Origin of the sequence: [Lactobacillus] rogosae, from assembly GCA_900112995.1 — a bacterium.
In the GTDB taxonomy this organism is placed as follows: domain Bacteria; phylum Bacillota; class Clostridia; order Lachnospirales; family Lachnospiraceae; genus Lachnospira; species Lachnospira rogosae.
On sequence record FONU01000014.1, the window covers coordinates 77,988 to 96,654 of the forward strand.

Sequence of the window (18,667 nt, forward strand, 5' to 3'; positions counted from 1 at the left end):
ATGAGAATAGAATTATTCCCTTTTCAGAAGAGAGCTCTTGCTGATATCCGCATGAAGACTGCGGAGGCAATGGGTAGCTATCACAGAACACATGCACCACAGGTGGTTTCTTTCACTGCACCAACCGGAGCTGGAAAGACCATCATCATGTCTGCGCTGATTGAGGCTGTTCTTTTCGGCGATGAACAGTATATGGAGCAACCGAATGCAATTATAGTCTGGCTTTCGGATTCGCCTCAGCTGAACGAGCAGTCGAAGCAGAAGATCGACTCCAAGGCTGATAAGATTAAGTTGTCGCAGTGCGTTACGATTTCTGAGGAATCCTTTGATAAAGAGGTATTTGAGGATGGTCATGTTTATTTTCTGAATACACAGAAATTATCGGTTACTTCTAAACTCACGAAAAATGGCGATGGGCGTACTTATACGATTTGGCAGACTCTTGCAAATACCGTTTGGGAGAAAAGCGACCGACTGTATTTTATCATTGACGAAGCACACCGTGGTATGCAAGGACGCGAAGCCAGCAGAGCAACAACTATAATGCAGAAATTTATTAAGGGGAGTGAAGATGATGGAATTCCTCCAATGCCGGTAGTTATCGGTATGTCTGCTACCACGCAGAGATTCAATGCATTGGTCGAGGGCACGTCCTCTACAATTCATAAATCAATAGTGACAACGGATGAAGTGCGTGCTTCTGGACTTTTAAAGGACAGGATTGTTATCACTTATCCGGAAGAAGGGGCGGTCAATAATGATATGGCTATTCTGCAAGCAGCTGCAGATGATTGGAAGGAAAAGTGGGAACATTGGACGCAGTATTGCTTTGAGCAACACTATGCCTATGTAAATCCAATTTTAATCATTCAGGTTTTGAATGGAACGGGAGATGCTCTAACTGACACAAATCTAGATGACTGTATTGCAAAGATAGAGGAACGGACAGGATTCAAGCTAGAAAGCGGTCAAGTTGTTCATACCTTTGGTAGCACAGCAGCAACACTGAACGTCAATGGGCTTGATGTGCGTTATGAGGAGCCTTCCAATATTGCTGAAGATAGAAACATTCGCGTAGTGTTCTTTAAAGAAAATCTTTCAACTGGCTGGGATTGTCCGCGAGCAGAAACAATGATGTCCTTTAAACATGCAAACGATGCTACATATATTGCACAGCTTCTCGGGCGAATGGTCAGAACACCAATGCAGATGCATATTCAGGTGGACGATGTTTTGAACGATGTGCATCTCTATTTGCCGTACTTCAATGAAGATACAGTTAGGGATGTTGTAGAAGCCTTGCAGAGTACGGAAGGTGGAGATATTCCGACCGATATTTATGGTGAATCCTTATCTGGAAAGAAATTTGAAACATTGACTGTTAGACCACAGAAGAAAAAAGAAGTGCAGCAGACTCCGGGACAGATGACGTTGTTTGATGTATTTTCCGGTCAGACAATATCTGAGCGGCAGACTGATATAGTAACAACGAAGCCAACTGGTGATATCGTTCCTACGACGTATCCTCAAATTACTGGAGTGCAGGAACAACTAGCATATACATCGAGACAGAATCAGATGCAACAGACCACTGATACAACAGCTCTTGTTCAGTCTGGATTGACTATGTCACAGACTTCTGACATAGAATCACCACTCAGAAGTAACATTGTGGAAAGTTCCAAAACGGATCAGCAAAATACCTCTGTAGCGGAAGATATGTTTAATCGTGAAGATGTTATGAAATTTATAAACGATGCAGGACTTCTTTCTTATAACATCAGAGCACTTCGAATCAATGATTATCTGAAATCGTTGTATAGGATGGCACATTTACTTACGATGTCTAAATTACATCGTGAGGCAATTCGAGAAGTTCAGGATGAAATCGTTGAGATGATTCACAATTATGTGGAAGGTCTTAAGACAGAAGGAAAATATGATGACCTTGTTCAGCAGGTTAAACAGTTTAAGCTGGCGACTCAAATCTTTGATGCCTTTGGAGAGACTGTGGACAATTATTCGGTGCATGACTTGTTCACAACGACAGATTCTGATATAGAGAGACAATTTAGGATTGCTGATGTAAAGCTCGGGCGAGAAGGCATCGGCATGGCATATGGTAACAAGTATATGGATATGTCTGACCTAACGGCATTTAAAGTTGATGTTATTCTTTTTGTTGCTGACGAAGAGTGCATGAACCGTTTACATTCTTATGCAGAGATTCGCTTTCACGGATTGAATGATGATTATCGCAGATATATTGCTACAATCGACTCTGAAAAAATTCGTAAAGATTACGACAGCATTGTTTCAGATGGTGATTCTGTTAGCAAACATAATTTCCGTTTGCCTGAGACTATTCAGGTGCCACATGAAGTGGGGGGAAAAGAATATAGAAATCATCTTTTCGTCAGCGACATAACCGGTGTAGCAACTATGAAATTAAATACTTGGGAAGCAGGAGTCATTGAAGAGGAAGAAAAACGAGAAGACTTTGTCTGTTGGATTCGGAATCCTTCCAGAGGCTCATGGGCACTTTGTATTCCTTATGAAATTGATGGTGAAATAAAGCCTACTTATCCTGATTTCATTATAGTAAGAAAAGATCGTGTCCTCGGGTATGTTGTTGATATTCTTGAACCACATAATCCTGACTTTAAGGATAATCTCGGAAAAGCGAAGGGATTCGCAGATTACGCAAAAAAGAATCCGGGTGTGGGAAGAATTCAGCTTATTCGTATGAGCAAAGATGCTGCTGGAAATCACAAGTTTAAGAGATTAGATATGTCTAAAACAGCTGTTCGGGATAAAGTATCTCATGCAATAAATACAGACGAGCTCGATCACATCTTTGACACAGATGGCGTTATCGAATAAGAAAAATTCAGTTATGACAAAAGAGCTGAAATTGCTGTTGTAGTTATTTCAAAATAGATGATTCTGCACTATCAGCGTGACCATGAGAGGATGTTGCAACAACTGATAGATTTCTGCGAAGAAGTAGTCATAGGGAGCAAGCCACATTGGATATAATCCACTGTGGCTTGTTTTGAACTGAATGATTTACAATTTCGGATTCCTCCGTCTCAACTTCCGATGCTCCTTTGCAGGCTTAGAACGGGAGAATATTTCTTTTAATGTCTGCTTTTCTTCCACAGAAAGCTGAGTGACTTTCATCTCCAGATTTTTGCAGAAAAGAAGCAAAAGACCATTTATATAAGCATCATTTGATGACTCTGTATCGCCATCTGCGGTAGTAGGTATTTGAGATGTAAAGTCATCAATGATATTTTTGACCATACTTTGATAGTCAATGTCGCTGGCGGTATTGCTATCTTTCATATGAGTATTTCGTAGGTCAGCGACAATCGGTTTTAGGTCTGCTGACAGAATATTCATATAATATTGCTCTGACTCAATGTGTGAATTATCAAATACATTTGCAAATGTATCGGTGGAATCGGCACCAAGCTCTGTTAATTTGCATCGCATCACATCAAGAAAAGCATTTGCTATCTGAATTCCCTTATCGTTAAATCCATCAATATAGATTTCCAGGTCAGTCATGAATTTTTTGAAATTTTCATGTGTGAGCAATTCAGATAATAATCTTGGATTATATTTTTTGTCAGTCAATATTTGGACTGCATCGTCATTCAGGTGCAGATCAGATACTGACTGATTTTTATGTTTCCGTAATTCTGTCCGACAAAGAAGGTAATCTGTGCTTATGTTGTAAAAATCTGCAAGCGTTATAAGATTGCCGAGTGACATATCTATATTTTCGTCTTTTTCATAATTGCCAAGCGTGGAGCTGGGGATACCGGTGGCATCGGATAACTCCTGCAACGACATTTTTTTTTCTGAGACTCTCAAATCTTTCAGTCTTTCTGGTATGGTAAGTTTTGTATGCATAGTATCTTCCTCGTTTTTAAAGATACAGATAGATTACCATGATATTGCCATGAGATAAAGAGAAATTCTTTTCCTGTCTTGTCCCGGATGTTGGAAAAATTGATAAAAACAAAATTTTTCCAGCATCTTGGATATACCGAATCGGCATAGAAAATTTGAGAAAATAATTTCATAAACCGGGAAGGGAAGGGGTGAAAAATTTATGAAATGTTGGAAATACATCAGCATGACAAAGCCGATAGGCGTAGCTCCGTGAAAATTTATTTTCATGGTTTTAGGGGATTGGGGCATTTCCCCAACAAGCTAAAAATGCATTTTGTGTGCACAAATGCACTGCTTGCCAAGTAGCGAAATTAGGAATGAAAGAGAGGATAAAACAATGGAAAATGTAACTTTTGATTATAAGTTTTACAGGATACCTAAGAGATTTTTTAAGGAAGACATGTTCAGAGACATGACGAATGCGGCAAAAGTATTATATGGAATACTTCTGGATCGCAAGTGCCTGTCAGACTCCAATGGAGACGCATGGCGTGATGAATTTGGCATTACCTATATCATTTTTACAATCGAAGAAATTATGAATTTGATGAATCTGGGAAACAAGAAGGTCAATAAAATGCTGATAGAATTGGAACAGCATGGGTTGATCTACCGCAGACACCAGGGATTGGGAAAGCCGAATAAAATCTATGTCCATGATATTTTACAGCCGGAAACTTCCGAATGGACACCAGAAATTCAGTTAAAGAAATGGAGAAATAGGAAATGAGAATAAAGTATTATGAAGACGCAAAGGAAAATGCAGCATTTGAACGATGCACCGATGCTATCACTAATATGATTATAAAATATGGTCCACTGTTAAAAAGAAAGTGGGCTGTAGAAGAATGGTTAAGAAATATTCACGCGGGATGCTTTTGGAAAGAACTTGCTGTAAAGCGATATGGAAGATATGCAGAAAACATGAAGAAGTGGTGGTCTGGGAAAAAGTGTTGCATGACAATATCAGATTGACTTACACATAAATCCAATTTATAATAAAGTCAAAATGAAAATGACATAAACGGAGAGAATGAAAATGGAAAATATTGAAACACTGGAAGCAGCACTTAAGAGAATTGCAGAATTAGAAAGAGAGAATGAGAAGCTGCGTGAAGAACTGGAGTATTATAAAAACAGAAAAATGAGCGGACGCCAGAAGCACAATGCCAAGTGGATGGCAATCTACAATGATTTTGTTGCCGGTTATGAAAGTGGAATGACTATGGTAGAGATTGCAAATCGCAATAATGTCAGTGAGAGGACGATTTACAGGTATAAAGCGTATTATGACAAGATAAGGAGCACAAATGAGAATGCGATAGAGTAATTGAAAAAATTAATAGTAAAAAACATATTGCTGGCGTCAGCAATATGTTCATAAGAGGAGGAAATTTGAATGGAAAAGAGAATAATAGAATTGTACAGAAGAAAATTTGATGATATCCGACATGAAGAGGATGGCATTGAGTATTGGTATGCACGAGAATTAATGACATTATTGGACTATGTTCAATGGAGAAATTTCGAAAATGTTGTAAAAAAGGGAATGCTTTCTTGTAAAAATAACGGAATTAGAGTGGAAGACCATTTTGCTGGCGTCAGCAAAATGGTCACATTGGGAAGTGGAGCCAATAGAGAAGTTGAGGATTATATGCTTACCCGTTATGCATGTTATCTTATTGCTGAAAATGGAGATCCACGAAAGGAGCAGATAGCTTTTGCACAAAGCTATTTTGCGGTTCAGACTAGAAAACAGGAATTGATTGAAGAAAGAATTTCTTATATCGAAAGAACAGAGGCAAGAGGAAAATTAAGGGAATCGGAAAAAAGATTGTCTCAAAATATATATGAGCGTGGAGTGGATGATGCAGGATTTGGCCGTATCCGGTCTAAAGGAGATCAGGCTTTATTTGGTGGATTTACCACTAAACAGATGAAAGAACATTTGGGAGTACAGGATAAAAGACCACTTGCGGATTTCCTGCCAACACTTACCATTGCCGCAAAAAATCTTGCAACTGAAATGACAAATTATAATGTTGAAGAAAAGGACTTGCAAGGAGAATCTGCAATCACTGTTGAACATGTGGAAAATAATACTTCTGTTAGAGACATGCTTGGACAAAGAGGAATTAAACCGGAAGATTTACCAGCATCGGAAGATATTAAGAAACTGGAACGCAGGGTAAAGCGAGAAGAGAAAAAGCTTGCTGAGCAGTCTGGAAAATTAACCAATGAATAACACAGGAGCGTGAGATTATTGAAGAAGAAAACAAGATGTTACATATATACTCGTGTATCTACAGCCATTCAGGTTGATGGCTATAGTCTTGATGCACAGAAGGACAAGCTAAGAAAATATGCAGAATTTCAAGATATGGAGATTGTAGGAGAATATTCTGATGAAGGACATTCCGGTAAGAATATAAAAGGTCGTCAGGAATTTATGCGGATGTTGAATGATATTGAAGATGGCAAGGACGGAGTTGATTTCGTCCTTGTATTTAAATTATCCCGATTTGGCAGAAATGCGGCGGATGTACTCAGCTCTTTACAGCTTATGCAGGATTATGGTGTGAACCTAATCTGTGTGGAAGATGGAATCGACAGTTCAAAAGAAGCCGGTAAACTGCTTATATCTATCATTGCGGCCGTAGCAGAGATGGAGCGGGAAAATATCAGAGTGCAGACAATGGCTGGGCGTGAGCAGAAGGCGAGAGAAGGTAAATGGAATGGCGGATTTGCTCCGTATGGATATAGGCTGGAAAATGGGGAACTTGTTATTGCGGAGGATGAAGTGGAAATTATTCAAATGATTTTTGACAGGTATATTCATACCAATGATGGAATCAATGGCGTGGCAAATTATCTGAACAATCATGGATATACAAAGAAGCTGCGTCAGAATGGAACAATACCGGGGTTCTCGGCCAGCTTTATCAAGAAGATAATTGATAACCCGGTATATATGGGGAAGATAGCATATGGACGCAGGCGTACAGAGAAGAAAACAGGAACCCGTAATGAAACTCATGTAGTGGAGCAATCAGATTTCCCTGTTTATGAGGGAGTTCATGAAGCAATTATTGCCGAGGAAGACTGGAAACTTGCACAGGAAAAGCGTTCAAAAAATAATTACAAGCGTGAAAAAATTCATGATCCGGAACATGCACATATTTTGTCTGGTATATTAAAATGTCCTTGCTGTGGAAAAGGAATGTATGGAAATATTGCTAAAGCAGGGCGAAAAGATAACAAGACCAGATATTACTATTATTGTAAGAATACCGTGAATGCTACCGGGCACAAGTGTACGTTCCGATGTAACATCGAGCAGACACAGATTGATGATATGCTTGCAAAGCTGATTACAGCAATGACAAAAGAAGGAAAATTCAAGGATGCCATTCAGGATAAAATAGGAGCAACTGTTGACACGACGGACCTGGAAAAGCAGTTATCTGTGTTAAATGCAAGTCTTCATCAGGCAGAGACTATTAAAACACGCCTTGAACAGCAGATGGATAATCTGGATGTTACAGATACCCATTACGATAAAAAAATAGTAGATTTGCAGAGACGATTGGATGCTCAATATGATAAAATAGATGAAGTGGAAGAAACAATGGCAGAACTGAAGTCTCAGATTTATGAGCTTAAGAAAAATCAGATTGATGCAGATAGCATATACGGATTTTTAGGTGCTTTTAATGAAGTGTATTCAGAATGTACGGATGCTGAAAAGAAACAGTTCATGCAGGCATTTATTGAACGTATTGACATATTCCAAGAAAGACGGGAAGATGGAAATTGGATTCAGAATATTAAGTTTCAGTTTCCAGTACCGATTATTAAAGAAGGCAAGGAAGTAGCACAAATCAAGGGAATTTCTTTGGACAAGGAGAAATCAGATGAGCATATGGTTTCCTTGGAAAAGTTATCAACACTTGAGACGGTTGTTCTTTTGTCCCAATTGAAACAAAAGCCAGATGATTACATTAATGTCACAATTGAACTTGATGATATGGATATAACATCTGCATAGACTAATGCAACATATGATGAGATAAAGAAGTATGTGTCTGAACATAATGACGGCATGAAGGTTTCCAATCTGTATATTTCACAGGTAAAGAGAGCGCAATTGTGGAGGCATTGAAGCATTTTAAGATGATTCAGAAAAACTAAAAAGAGTCTGGTAAATCGGAATTTATCAAGCTGTTAATTTTGAAAATTTCTTTGAAAAACTATTGACTCCTACGCAACGTAATAGTTTACGATATGTTTATCGAGAGGAGGAAATGACAATGATGACAGTGAATGAGGTAAGTAAATTAACAGGAGTGAGTATACGCACTCTGCAGTATTATGATACCATTGGTCTCTTAAAACCTATTGAATATACAGAGTCAGGTTATAGGTTGTATGACGATACATCCTTGGAAAGGCTGCAACAAATTTTACTGTTTAAAGAATTGGAATTTCCGCTTAAGGAGATTAAAAAGATAATTGATGCCCCTAACTTTGACAGGAACAAAGCATTAGAGCAGCAGATTGAATTGCTAACTATGAAAAAAGAGCATCTTGAAAATCTTATTAGTTTCGCTCGAGGAATAAAAGGAATAGGAGTGAAATATATGGATTTTAAAGTATTTGATACAACAAAGATTGATGAGTATTCTAAACGAGCAAAAGAACAATGGGGACAAACCTCTGAGTATAAGGAGTTTGAAGAGAAAACAAAGAACTGGACGAAAGACGATGAAGCTACTGTTGCAAATGAGTTTATGCAATTATTTGTTGAATTCGGACAAATGAAAGAAATGGACCCAGAAGATGAACAGGTGCAGTTGCAGGTAAGGAAACTTCAGGATTACATTACAGATCATTTTTATACATGTTCTGATAAGATTTTATGCGGTCTTGGAAGAATGTATGCCGGTGGAGGAGAACTTACGGAAAATATTGATGATGTTGGAGGAGTTGGCACAGCAGAGTTTGCAAGTAAAGCTATTGATATATTTTATATGAGCGGAAGGTAAATTTAAGTTTGTAACGAAGGTATTTGCGATGAAAGGAATTAAGATTGAGTTATTGGGGATTGCAATAATACCTTTAGGAATTGCTGTGACAACAAATAATTTTTGGGGATATGTCCTAGGTGTTCTTGGATTTGGCGTCGCTGTAGTTGGCTGTTTTCTAAAAGATAATCACTGATAACTTCTTGTTTGAAAAATTGAGAAAACGTAATATTGAACAAAAAAGAAATGCACAGTTCTTAGCTTATCGTGAACTGTGCATTTTTGTAAATAAATACTTTTAATTAGCCGATTACGGCATCCTCTGCTGTAAAATGTTCCAGAGAATTTTCTTTTACCTGAATGCAGATATAAGTAATTCCAGAAATATCGGATGCAAAAAACTGACGCTTTGCAGCAGGTGCGATTTTTAGCCAGTCTCCAGTTGAAAGGCTAATTTCTTCTCCATCAATTATGGCTTTGCCGTTACCTGAAAGAATTCCATAGATTTCTTCATTTTCATTATGAGAATGAACAAATGGGACATTTGCTCCTGCAGGTAGTTTGTTTAAACTGATTTCTGCACCTGTTAAAGACAACTTTTCATGCAGCTCAATTCGGTTTTCCTTTCCAATAGTTGTTTTTGTGTAATTTGCCATAATAATACCTCCATAGTTAATTTGTAGTTTCTGGTTGCTTGGTATTAGTATAGTGTGAGACACATACAAAAACAAGTACGCACCTTTTTGTAACTGTACACTCAAAAATGAATGTGTTACAATAGACTCGGAGGTGAGAATTATGCGAGCAAAAGAAGAATTACCGGAATGCCCAGTTGCAACAGCAGTATCTCTTATCGGAGGAAAATGGAAACTGCTGATTTTGCGTAACTTGAAAGAGCGTCCATGGAGATTCAATGAGCTACAACGAAGTATAGATGGTATTTCACAAAAGGTTTTGACAGATAGTTTAAGACAAATGATGAGTGATGGGCTGGCATATCGCCACGATTACCATGAGCAGCCACCGAGAGTTGAATACGGCTTAACGGAACTCGGAACAAAAATGCTTCCAATTGTTAATTCACTTGCTGACTTTGGTAACTACTATAAATCAATTATTGAACAGAATTAAGGACGTTAGTATTTGAAAAGCTTGAACAATTCCAGTTTTGATTTGACTTAATTCATAACATTTATTAACTGTTATATCTTATCCTCGTGAAGTCCGCAACCCCTTGAAAATGCTAAATTTGTAGCGAGTGAGTTTGCCCTTACGCTTTCCCTTGTGTTATATCCTTTTCCCTCATGTTACGAATGCTCACAAGGGCAAAATTAAGGGAAAGAAAATCCAGTAACAAATTATAACATGAAATGAAAATGGCAGGAAGAACGGATTGAAATGCTTTCAAAACTTTTAGAAAATTAAGGAAAGGACAGATAAGATATGAGATTGATTTATGCAAGATATAATCCGCAATGTAATAGCATAGATGTAACCACGTTTGAAAATGTAGTGCTTAGAATTGATTGCAATAAGGCAGAGGAAGGATTGAGAACTACTCCCGGCTCCCAGTGTTCGTTGAATGCTTTGGCTATTGATAATCCATTAGAATATGCAAGATTATACTTGGATGGAGAAATGCAAGTATGGGTTGATGCAGAGGATCGTTTAGATACGTGGTGATTTTGCTAATATAATATCATGATAGAGGTCTAGTACTAAAAATTCCAGAAAAATATATAGAACGTACGGTTATTCCATAATAAGAGGCAGGAATCTTAAGTTTCTAGATGTTTGAATTTTGCCTTAAGGTAAATAGAGAGGACACATTGATTTTTCAGTGTATCCCCTCTATTTAAAATTATTTTTAAATAGTTCTTGCACAAAAACAAATAGCATGCTAAAATCTATTTAAAGAAAGTTTTAAATAGGTAAAAGATATGGGAGAAACTAACATTTTTAAAGTATTGGCAGATAGCCAGCGAAGAGACATTCTTATTATGTTGAGAAATGAACGATTAAATGCCGGAGAGATTGCTGAAAAATTACAGATTACACCGGCTGCTCTTTCTTATCATTTAAAATTACTTAAAAACGCAGACTTGATATCTGAATATAAAGAGAAAAACTTTGTTTATTATGAAATCAACACTACGGTTTTCGATGAATTAATTATATGGGTTAACCAGTTTGGAGGAAAAAAAGTATGAAAAAAATAATGTGGATAGTAGCAATGATACCAGTTGTAGTTACAAGTGTTGTACTACAGTTTATGCCTGATATTATACCTATGCATCATGACTTGGAGGGAAACACTGACAGATGGGGAAGTAAAACAGAAAGCTTTATTTTTCCGGTAATTATTTTGTTTATTACACTGTTTTGGCACTTGCTAATCTATGTGTTTGAGAAAAAATCAAAAAATGCAAATACAGAAAAGGAACAGATGGAAGCAAAATCTTCTGCAAAGGTATTATGTGTTGTAGGAATTTCGCAAGCAATCATGTTCGGGATTATGCATTATTTTATTCTTTATTCTTCTTGGATACAGGCAAATGCAGGTGGTGAACATGCGGTTATTGACATTGCAAAAGTTTCATGTATTTTGTGTGGTATTATATTTATTGTATTAGGAAATTTTATGACAAAGGCAAAACGAAATGCAGTAGTGGGAGTTCGAACCGTTTGGAGTATGCACAATGATAATACATGGAGAAAGAGTAACCGCTTTGGTGCAATATGTATTATTATTACGGGGTTATTGACTATCATTACAACCGTATTTACAAGTGGGATGACTGGCACAATCTTTATGTTGATTTATTTATTATTAGCAACAATTGTAACTGTGGTATACTCAAAAAAGATATATGATAAGGAAATAAAAAAATAATTTGTATCTTTATGCGAGAGGGTGAAATTCCAGTCTTTTACGGAGAGATAACAAACGAAGGGAGGCAATTGCCTCCCTTCGTTTGTTATCTACTCCTTCCACGGTTTGGTGGAGAATATGGTCTTGTTAACTCTCGCTCCTTTATGTCCTGTTTCTTAGATATAAGCCTATCGTGTAGAGACTGTGGCTTTTCTCCATACCGTTGTTTCCAATTCTTAAGGCTGTCCTGATAATCCCCATAAGCTGTCTCTGACTTATGAAATGCTTTGTAGAAGGCTTCCGCATTCTGATACCCGTATTCCTTTACGATATGGGATAATCGGGCTTTCATTCGGGAAATACGTTCCTCCAATCCGGCTATCTCTGTTGAAAGTTCGGAACGCCTTTTTGCTTTGAAGATACCTTTGCTGTCGGACAGTTCAATTTCAAGGTCACTTCGCTGTTTCTCGAGTGCAAAAATTGCTTTATTCTGTTCTTGCAGCTTTTGATAAATTTCGCATAAGTGCTTGTAAGAAACTGCTTCCGGTGATGGCTGTGGTCTTGGCGGTATGGCAGGCTTTGGTGTATCTGTCTGCTTTCTGCTTTCTTCTGGTACAGCTTTCTGCTCTTTGAAATCTGTGTTCTCCGGTCTTGCTTCAAGCTCTTTGGAAATTACTTTATCTGCAAGCTCCAGAGTTTTGAGAAATACTTTGGAGATTAACAGTTCTAATACTGCAATGGCAGTACCGATAATGGAAGATAACAGATTCGGTCTGTTTCCGTAAAGCCATACGGATTCCACAATCTTGTCCGTTATCCGTTCCTTTTTTATCTGCATGATTTCTGACTTGGAAACACCCGTTACAATCGCTCTGTCAACAGTCTGATTCCACAAGGTGCGTTTACTGTTGTCTGCCTCAATCTCGGTGGCTTTCGGATTGTTCTTACCAATCTTTTTGGTGGCAAGATACATACCGCCACGCTCAAAAACTTCTAACCGCTGGCTTTTATCCCACACATACTGATTGATAAGATTGGTATAATCCTGCTTGACGGTATCAAGGAAATTTTCAGCCTTGAAGTGTTTATCCTTAATGGAGAAAATCTGTCTTTCGTATACCTCACCTTTGTGAATCACCTTACACCTTTTACGGATATTTCCTTCTTCATCAAGTATCTCTTTCTTGGTGCGTACATGATTTCCCTTTTCGTCATAGAACATATTGCGGGTGGCAACCTTTTCTATGGGCTGTTCCAAGAGTGTACGCTCCGAAAAAATGAGATGGATGTGATAGTTGGTTTTCCGCTTATTGTGATGCAGGGCTGCGATACAGTCCGTTCCGTAAGTCTGTCTGAAATGGTCTGTAAATATCTGCAACAGTCTGTCTGGAGGATACTCCGTAAAAGATTCCGGCAGGGCTATGATCAATTCCCTTGCCTCAATACATTTCCCCTCCGTACCGTTTTTTTTAAATTCTGCCTGATTATATTTTGCAAGGTCAGTCCAAAAATTACGGTCTGTGGTTTCATATACCGCATACAGATTTTCCTGCTTCTTTGGGCTTGAAATATAATAAATTCTTCCCCGGACATTGTGGAGCTTCGTCATCTGAATAAATGAATTTCTTGGCATGTGCTTCCTCCTTTCCGTATCTGCCAAGTACGAAGCTGCAAGAAATGAGGATGGGAAACTTTCTAATGTGAAAGTGAGTAGGCTACATAGGTAGCCTGTCTACGAACATATCCGCCTGTCGGCGAAAAGCTCCCAGCAGGGCGAAATACACAGAGTACAAATCGTAAGATTTGTGCGAGGGGTGTATTTCGCTCTCAAACGCCGAGGGCTTGTATAAAAAAGTTTCTTCCCCACTTCTTAAATTTCCAGTTGTATCTTAGAGGAAGCACATGGTATAATCTATTTGCGTGTAGGTATATCATGGCTTCGGTCAGATACATACCTTAGGGATGGTCTTAGGACTGTCCCTATTTAATTTGTCACATTTCTTGTGACAGCTCTGACATTTCCTTTGTCCCTTAAGTCCCTGCCTTCATTGGCGGTCATGAACTTTTCAAGCATATCCGTTTTGATAAGGACTTTCCGTCCTACCTTCAATACCGGAAGCTTTTTCCATTCTACCAGTTTCCGCAGGGTATTTCTGCCGATACCCGTATAGTCGGCAGCTTCCTCAATGGACAGTGCAATCTTCACTTCTGTCATTAAAACACCTCCTCTTGAATTGCATAATGCAATTTTGTAACTATGCCTACTATATAACTTTTATATCTTCTTGTCAAGCGTTACGAAATTTTAAAAGTAATTATTAACTTGCATATTGCAATGCTACTTTTACTGTGTTATACTTTAGCCATACCGAAAAAGGAGGCGTATCAGAATGAAAGATAAAGAATTACGCAAGTTAATCGGTAGCAGGGCAAAACAACGCAGACTGGAATTAGGTGTCAACCAGCCTTATATAGCAGAAAAGATGGGAGTTACCGCTTCCACCATACAGCGGTATGAGGCAGGAACGATTGACAACACCAAGAAGCTTGTTCTGGATGGTCTGTCGGAAGCACTTCATGTATCAGTGGAGTGGCTGAAGGGCGAGACGGAAGAAATGACAAGTGATGTTACGGATAAAAGGGAATTACAGATTCGTGATACCATGACTTCCATTCTCTCCAAACTGCCTTATGATATGAAGGCAGACGAAGCGGATTTTTCCAAAGATTTACTGCTGCTGATGTTGAAGGAATACGAATTATTCGTTGATTCCTTTCAATATGCCTGTAAGAATTTTAAAGGGAATACGGAAGATGCCACAATTGCAAAAGTAATGGGGTTTGAATCCAATCAGGAATATAATGAGATTATGTTCCTTAGGGAAATCACCCATACGGTAAACGCACTGAACGACATGGGCGACATTGTAAGGCTCTATTCCAAGAATCCCGAAACGGCAGCCGTAAGGCTTGCAAATCTTCTTTCAGAGAAAGACTCCGAACCGGTATAGATTAGACAACCGGAGTTATGATATACTTACACGCAGAAAGCATTTCATCAGTTCCGATTGTCTGATATCGAAAGGAGACACACGATTATGGCAAAAGGATCTGTAAGAAAAAAAGGAAAGAAATGGTACTACCGCTTCTATGTGGAAGATGCAAGCGGTAATCTGGTGCAGAAGGAATTTGCAGGTACGGAAAACAAAAGCGAGACGGAAAAGCTGTTGAGGCAGGCAATGGAGGATTATGAAGCCAAGCGGTTTGTTGCAAAGGCTGAAAACATCACACTCGGAGAGTTGCTTGACCTGTGGGCTGAGGAAGAATTAAAGACAGGCACATTGAGTAATGGAACGGTTGGCAATTATCTTCAGACAATTGGGAGAATCAAACAACACCCTATCAGCAAAAGGAAACTGAAAACGGTGACTTCGGTACACCTGCAGGAGTTTATGGATTTGCTCTCATTTGGAGGCACTGTGGGAGATTTTATATCAAAAGGATATTCCATTGATTATGTAAGGTCATTTTCAGCAGTATTGCAACAGTCATTCCGGTTTGCGGTATTTCCGAAACAGTTTATTACCTTCAATCCAATGCAGTATGTGGTGATGAGGCATAAAAAGGAAGAAACAGATTTGTTTGCGGATGAAACAGCCACAGACAGAGACAAGGTTAAACCGCTTTCCTTTGAAATGTACCGGAAACTGATTGAACAGCTTGGAAAACGAAGTGGGGATGCGATTCTTCCGGTTCAGATAGCATACTTTACAGGTCTCAGACTTGGAGAGGTAGCAGGTCTGACATGGCAGGATATCAACCTTGAAGAACAGTATCTCACTGTACGCAGGAGCATCCGCTACAATGGTGCTACCCATAAGCACGAAATCGGTCCGACAAAGTGGAAAAAGATCAGGGTTGTTGACTTTGGCGATACCCTCGCAGATATTTTGAGGAATGCAAAAAAGGAACAGCACAAAAACCGTTTTCAGTATGGGGAACTCTACCAGCGGAATTTTTACAGAGAAGTAATGGAAAAGAATCGGGTGCATTACGAGTATTATCATTTGGGAATGACAGAGAATGTGCCGGAAGATTACACCGAAATCTTCTTTGTATGCTTAAGGGAGGATGGTTGTCTGGAACTTCCGGCAACCATAGAAACAGCCTGCCGGACAGCAGGAAGAAAAGTACCGGAGCTTGAAGGTTTCCATTTCCACACACTGAGGCATACCTACACGACAAACCTCTTATCCAACGGGGCTCAGCCTAAGGATGTGCAGGAACTGTTAGGACACTCAGATGTCAGTACCACAATGAATGTCTACGCCCATTCCACAAGAAAAGCCAAGCGGGAATCCGCAAAGTTACTTGATAAAGTGGCAGGCAACGATTAAACAACTGAATAATGAATTTTCCCTTGTAATTATCCCATAAGGGCAAAAACAAGGGAAAAGGATACATATATAGAATTTTCAATGGCGGGAAGCCTTGAAAATAGGGGAAAGTTAAGAGAGTTAATAGATAAATTCCAGTTTGGAGAATTGAAAAAAACGGAATTTACCTATTAAGACATATAAACTCTTGACAATAAAGCTCCTATATAGTATGTTTTAATAAACTACTATATAGGAGCTTTCGTATGGAAATGAATGGAGGATTTCTTGTCACCAAAATAAAACAGCTTGGAGACCGGATTTTCGAGAAGATTCTCAGTGAAAAGAATATTGATGCGTTTAATGGAGCCCAGGGACGTATTCTTTATGTGCTGTGGCAGAAGGATGGTATTTCAATCAGGTCACTCTCGACTAAATGCGGATTAGCGATAACATCTCTTACTACGATGCTGGAAAGAATGGAAAATCAAGGGCTGATAAGCCGTGTTCAGTCTGAAACTGACAAAAGGAAAACGCTCCTGTTTCTGACTGAGAAAGCACATGCCTTAAAGGGCGAGTACGATTCTGTATCTGATGAGATGGGCAGTATTTACTACAAAGGTTTTTCAGAGGAAGAAATTACCAGGTTTGAGGAATGCCTCGACCGCATCAGAAAGAATCTTGAGGAGTGGCAGAAGTCATGAGTATTTGTATCAAAGATCAGATTCAGAACATGAATATCGTCATTGGCTGCACAGTGGGGTGTGCATATTGCTATGCCCGCAACAACGTGAAACGCTGGCATATGATTGATGACTTCGCTGACCCTGAATTCTTTCCGGGTAAGCTCAAGATGATGGAAAAGAAACGTCCGCAGAATTTTCTTCTTACCGGGATGAGCGATCTCTCCGGATGGAAGCCGGAATGGAGCGGCGAGGTATTTGCAAAGATCCGTGAAAATCCACAGCATCAGTTCCTGTTCCTTACCAAGCGACCTGATTTGCTGGATTTTGATACCAATTTGGAAAACGCATGGTTTGGCGTTACGGTGACGAGGAAAGCAGAACTGTGGCGTATCGACGCCCTTCGGAAAAACGTCAGAGCAAAACATTACCATGTTACCTTTGAGCCGTTATTCGATGATCCCGGCACAGTTGACCTTTCCGGAATCAATTGGATCGTTGTGGGCACCATGACCGGAGCTCAGAGCAGGAAGATTCATACGGAGCCGGAATGGGCATGGTCTCTGACGGACCAGGCACATAAGCTCGGCATTCCGGTGTTTATGAAGGAAGACCTTGTCCCTATCATAGGGGATGAAAATATGATTCAGGAAATGCCGGAAGAATTTAATAAAGTGTTAGAGGTGCAGAAATCATGGAAGAAGTAATGAATGGAATCCTCATTCGTGAGGTGGAAACAAAGAACATCATGACTAAGTCTAGTCTGCCGGTAGGCGGTTACTCGGTCAATCCCTATGTGGGCTGTACACATGCCTGCAAGTATTGCTATGCTTCTTTTATGAAGCGCTTTACCGGGCACAAGGAGGAATGGGGCACTTTCCTTGATGTGAAGCATTGGCCGGAAATTAAAAATCCGAAGAAATATGCCGGACAGCGGGTGGTCATCGGTTCTGTGACAGATGGCTACAATCCACAGGAGGAGCAATTCGGGAATACCAGAAAACTTCTGGAGCAGCTGATCGGCAGTGACGCAGATATTCTGATCTGCACAAAGTCGGATCTTGTGGTACGGGATATTGATCTGTTGAAGAAGCTTGGACGTGTAACCGTTTCATGGTCGATCAACACACTAGATGAAAATTTCAAGAACGATATGGATTCTGCTTCGAGCATTGAGCACCGTATCGCTGCTATGAAGCAGGTATATGAGGCAGGTATCCGTACAGTCTGTTTCGTATCCCCGGTATTCCCCGGTATCACGGATTTTGAAGCAATCTTTGAGCGGGTAAAGAATCAGTGCGATCTGTTCTGGCTCGAAAATCTCAATCTTCGAGGCGGTTTCAAAAAGACAATTATGGATTATATCGCCGGAAAATATCCTGATCTTGTACCACTTTACGACGAGATCTATAACAAGCATAACCGCAGCTACTTTGAAGCACTTGAAGTAAAAGCTGAGAAAATGGCTAAGAAGTATGATTGTGCCTTTGTGGATAATGAAATGCCTTATGGCAGAGTCCCGCAGGGACATCCGGTGATCGTAGATTATTTCTATCATGAGGAAATCCGTGGGACAGAGAATACCGGAAAAAGAAATCGCTAACTTCAAGTTTGCCGAAATATATTTCTAACTTTCCCTATTTTACAGACATTCCAGCCCATTCATTAGTGAAATGATATGTATTTTCCCTTATTTTTGCCCTTATGAGATAATCGTAAGGGAAATAAGGGAAAGTTTTATTTAGTCGT

21 protein-coding genes are annotated in these 18,667 nt (G+C 39.3%); 17 read left to right on the plus strand and 4 right to left on the minus strand.

The annotated features are described in order from the left end of the window. A complete protein-coding gene (locus BM157_RS07505; protein WP_090140531.1) occupies window positions 1–2,883 on the plus strand; it encodes a DEAD/DEAH box helicase in 2,883 nt (960 codons plus the stop codon). A gap of 186 nt (window positions 2,884–3,069) precedes the next feature. On the opposite strand, the gene BM157_RS07510 is transcribed toward BM157_RS07505, so the two are convergent. Beyond that, window positions 3,070–3,921 (minus strand): helix-turn-helix domain-containing protein, encoded by an 852-nt coding sequence (locus BM157_RS07510; RefSeq protein ID WP_090140533.1) that lies wholly within the window; start codon window positions 3,919–3,921, stop codon window positions 3,070–3,072. Between the two features lie 379 nt (window positions 3,922–4,300). Between BM157_RS07510 and BM157_RS07515 the strand changes: the two genes are divergently transcribed. The 7 genes from BM157_RS07515 to BM157_RS13000 all read left to right on the plus strand — a co-directional run bounded on the left by BM157_RS07515 (window position 4,301) and on the right by BM157_RS13000 (window position 9,183). Next, window positions 4,301–4,693 carry a replication initiator protein A gene (locus BM157_RS07515; RefSeq protein ID WP_318255862.1) on the plus strand — a complete coding sequence of 131 codons (393 nt, stop codon included), beginning with the start codon at window positions 4,301–4,303 and terminating at the stop codon, window positions 4,691–4,693. Then, complete coding sequence (locus tag BM157_RS07520) at window positions 4,690–4,938, plus strand: hypothetical protein (protein WP_090140536.1); 249 nt, start codon at window positions 4,690–4,692, stop codon at window positions 4,936–4,938. Before BM157_RS07515 ends, BM157_RS07520 begins: the two co-directional genes overlap by 4 nt. 64 nt (window positions 4,939–5,002) lie before the next feature. Continuing rightward, window positions 5,003–5,293 carry a helix-turn-helix domain-containing protein gene (locus BM157_RS07525; RefSeq protein ID WP_090140538.1) on the plus strand — a complete coding sequence of 97 codons (291 nt, stop codon included), beginning with the start codon at window positions 5,003–5,005 and terminating at the stop codon, window positions 5,291–5,293. Window positions 5,294–5,362: 69 nt separating this feature from the next. Beyond that, window positions 5,363–6,208, plus strand: a complete 846-nt coding sequence (gene dinD, locus BM157_RS07530; protein ID WP_090140540.1) for a DNA damage-inducible protein D — start codon at window positions 5,363–5,365, stop codon at window positions 6,206–6,208. A 9-nt stretch (window positions 6,209–6,217) separates the two neighbouring features. Beyond that, on the plus strand, window positions 6,218–8,011 hold the full coding sequence (locus tag BM157_RS07535) for a recombinase family protein (RefSeq protein ID WP_318255863.1): 1,794 nt from the start codon (window positions 6,218–6,220) through the stop codon (window positions 8,009–8,011). A gap of 262 nt (window positions 8,012–8,273) precedes the next feature. Further along, on the plus strand, window positions 8,274–9,008 hold the full coding sequence (locus BM157_RS07540; protein WP_090140541.1) for a MerR family transcriptional regulator: 735 nt from the start codon (window positions 8,274–8,276) through the stop codon (window positions 9,006–9,008). Window positions 9,009–9,036: 28 nt separating this feature from the next. Then, window positions 9,037–9,183, plus strand: coding sequence for a hypothetical protein (locus tag BM157_RS13000; RefSeq protein WP_008373708.1), 147 nt, complete (start codon window positions 9,037–9,039; stop codon window positions 9,181–9,183). A 106-nt stretch (window positions 9,184–9,289) separates the two neighbouring features. On the opposite strand, the gene BM157_RS07545 is transcribed toward BM157_RS13000, so the two are convergent. After that, window positions 9,290–9,643 carry a cupin domain-containing protein gene (locus tag BM157_RS07545; RefSeq protein WP_090140544.1) on the minus strand — a complete coding sequence of 118 codons (354 nt, stop codon included), beginning with the start codon at window positions 9,641–9,643 and terminating at the stop codon, window positions 9,290–9,292. Window positions 9,644–9,785: 142 nt separating this feature from the next. On the opposite strand from BM157_RS07545, the gene BM157_RS07550 reads away from it, so the two are divergent. From BM157_RS07550 to BM157_RS07570, 4 genes are all read left to right on the plus strand, one after another. Beyond that, the gene (locus BM157_RS07550) at window positions 9,786–10,118 is read left to right on the plus strand and encodes a winged helix-turn-helix transcriptional regulator (protein ID WP_008373705.1); all 333 of its coding nucleotides are present in this window, start codon (window positions 9,786–9,788) and stop codon (window positions 10,116–10,118) included. Window positions 10,119–10,430: 312 nt separating this feature from the next. Then, on the plus strand, window positions 10,431–10,670 hold the full coding sequence (locus tag BM157_RS07560) for a DUF6061 family protein (RefSeq protein WP_005604353.1): 240 nt from the start codon (window positions 10,431–10,433) through the stop codon (window positions 10,668–10,670). 257 nt (window positions 10,671–10,927) lie between these two features. Further along, complete coding sequence (locus tag BM157_RS07565; protein ID WP_005604351.1) at window positions 10,928–11,197, plus strand: autorepressor SdpR family transcription factor; 270 nt, start codon at window positions 10,928–10,930, stop codon at window positions 11,195–11,197. Beyond that, window positions 11,194–11,880: an SdpI family protein gene (locus BM157_RS07570; RefSeq protein ID WP_005604349.1), complete on the plus strand. Its 687-nt coding sequence runs from the start codon at window positions 11,194–11,196 to the stop codon at window positions 11,878–11,880. Before BM157_RS07565 ends, BM157_RS07570 begins: the two co-directional genes overlap by 4 nt. A gap of 85 nt (window positions 11,881–11,965) precedes the next feature. Here the strand turns inward: BM157_RS07570 and BM157_RS07575 are convergent, their stop codons facing one another. Then, the gene (locus BM157_RS07575) at window positions 11,966–13,492 is read right to left on the minus strand and encodes a MobA/MobL family protein (RefSeq protein ID WP_005604347.1); all 1,527 of its coding nucleotides are present in this window, start codon (window positions 13,490–13,492) and stop codon (window positions 11,966–11,968) included. 351 nt (window positions 13,493–13,843) lie between these two features. Further along, the gene (locus BM157_RS07580) at window positions 13,844–14,074 is read right to left on the minus strand and encodes a helix-turn-helix domain-containing protein (RefSeq protein ID WP_005604346.1); all 231 of its coding nucleotides are present in this window, start codon (window positions 14,072–14,074) and stop codon (window positions 13,844–13,846) included. A gap of 175 nt (window positions 14,075–14,249) precedes the next feature. On the opposite strand from BM157_RS07580, the gene BM157_RS07585 reads away from it, so the two are divergent. The 5 genes from BM157_RS07585 to BM157_RS07605 all read left to right on the plus strand — a co-directional run bounded on the left by BM157_RS07585 (window position 14,250) and on the right by BM157_RS07605 (window position 18,521). Continuing rightward, on the plus strand, window positions 14,250–14,870 hold the full coding sequence (locus BM157_RS07585; RefSeq protein WP_005604344.1) for a helix-turn-helix domain-containing protein: 621 nt from the start codon (window positions 14,250–14,252) through the stop codon (window positions 14,868–14,870). Window positions 14,871–14,957: 87 nt separating this feature from the next. After that, the gene (locus tag BM157_RS07590; RefSeq protein WP_090140548.1) at window positions 14,958–16,256 is read left to right on the plus strand and encodes a tyrosine-type recombinase/integrase; all 1,299 of its coding nucleotides are present in this window, start codon (window positions 14,958–14,960) and stop codon (window positions 16,254–16,256) included. Between the two features lie 245 nt (window positions 16,257–16,501). Next, entirely contained in the window at window positions 16,502–16,939 is a 438-nt protein-coding gene (locus tag BM157_RS07595; protein ID WP_004844961.1) for a radical SAM mobile pair system MarR family transcriptional regulator, read from the plus strand. Continuing rightward, on the plus strand, window positions 16,936–17,625 hold the full coding sequence (locus BM157_RS07600; RefSeq protein ID WP_090140550.1) for a radical SAM mobile pair protein A: 690 nt from the start codon (window positions 16,936–16,938) through the stop codon (window positions 17,623–17,625). The genes BM157_RS07595 and BM157_RS07600 overlap by 4 nt, the downstream gene beginning before the upstream one ends. Further along, window positions 17,613–18,521, plus strand: a complete 909-nt coding sequence (locus BM157_RS07605; protein WP_015567824.1) for a radical SAM mobile pair protein B — start codon at window positions 17,613–17,615, stop codon at window positions 18,519–18,521. The genes BM157_RS07600 and BM157_RS07605 overlap by 13 nt, the downstream gene beginning before the upstream one ends. The last annotated feature ends 146 nt before the right edge of the window (window positions 18,522–18,667 follow it).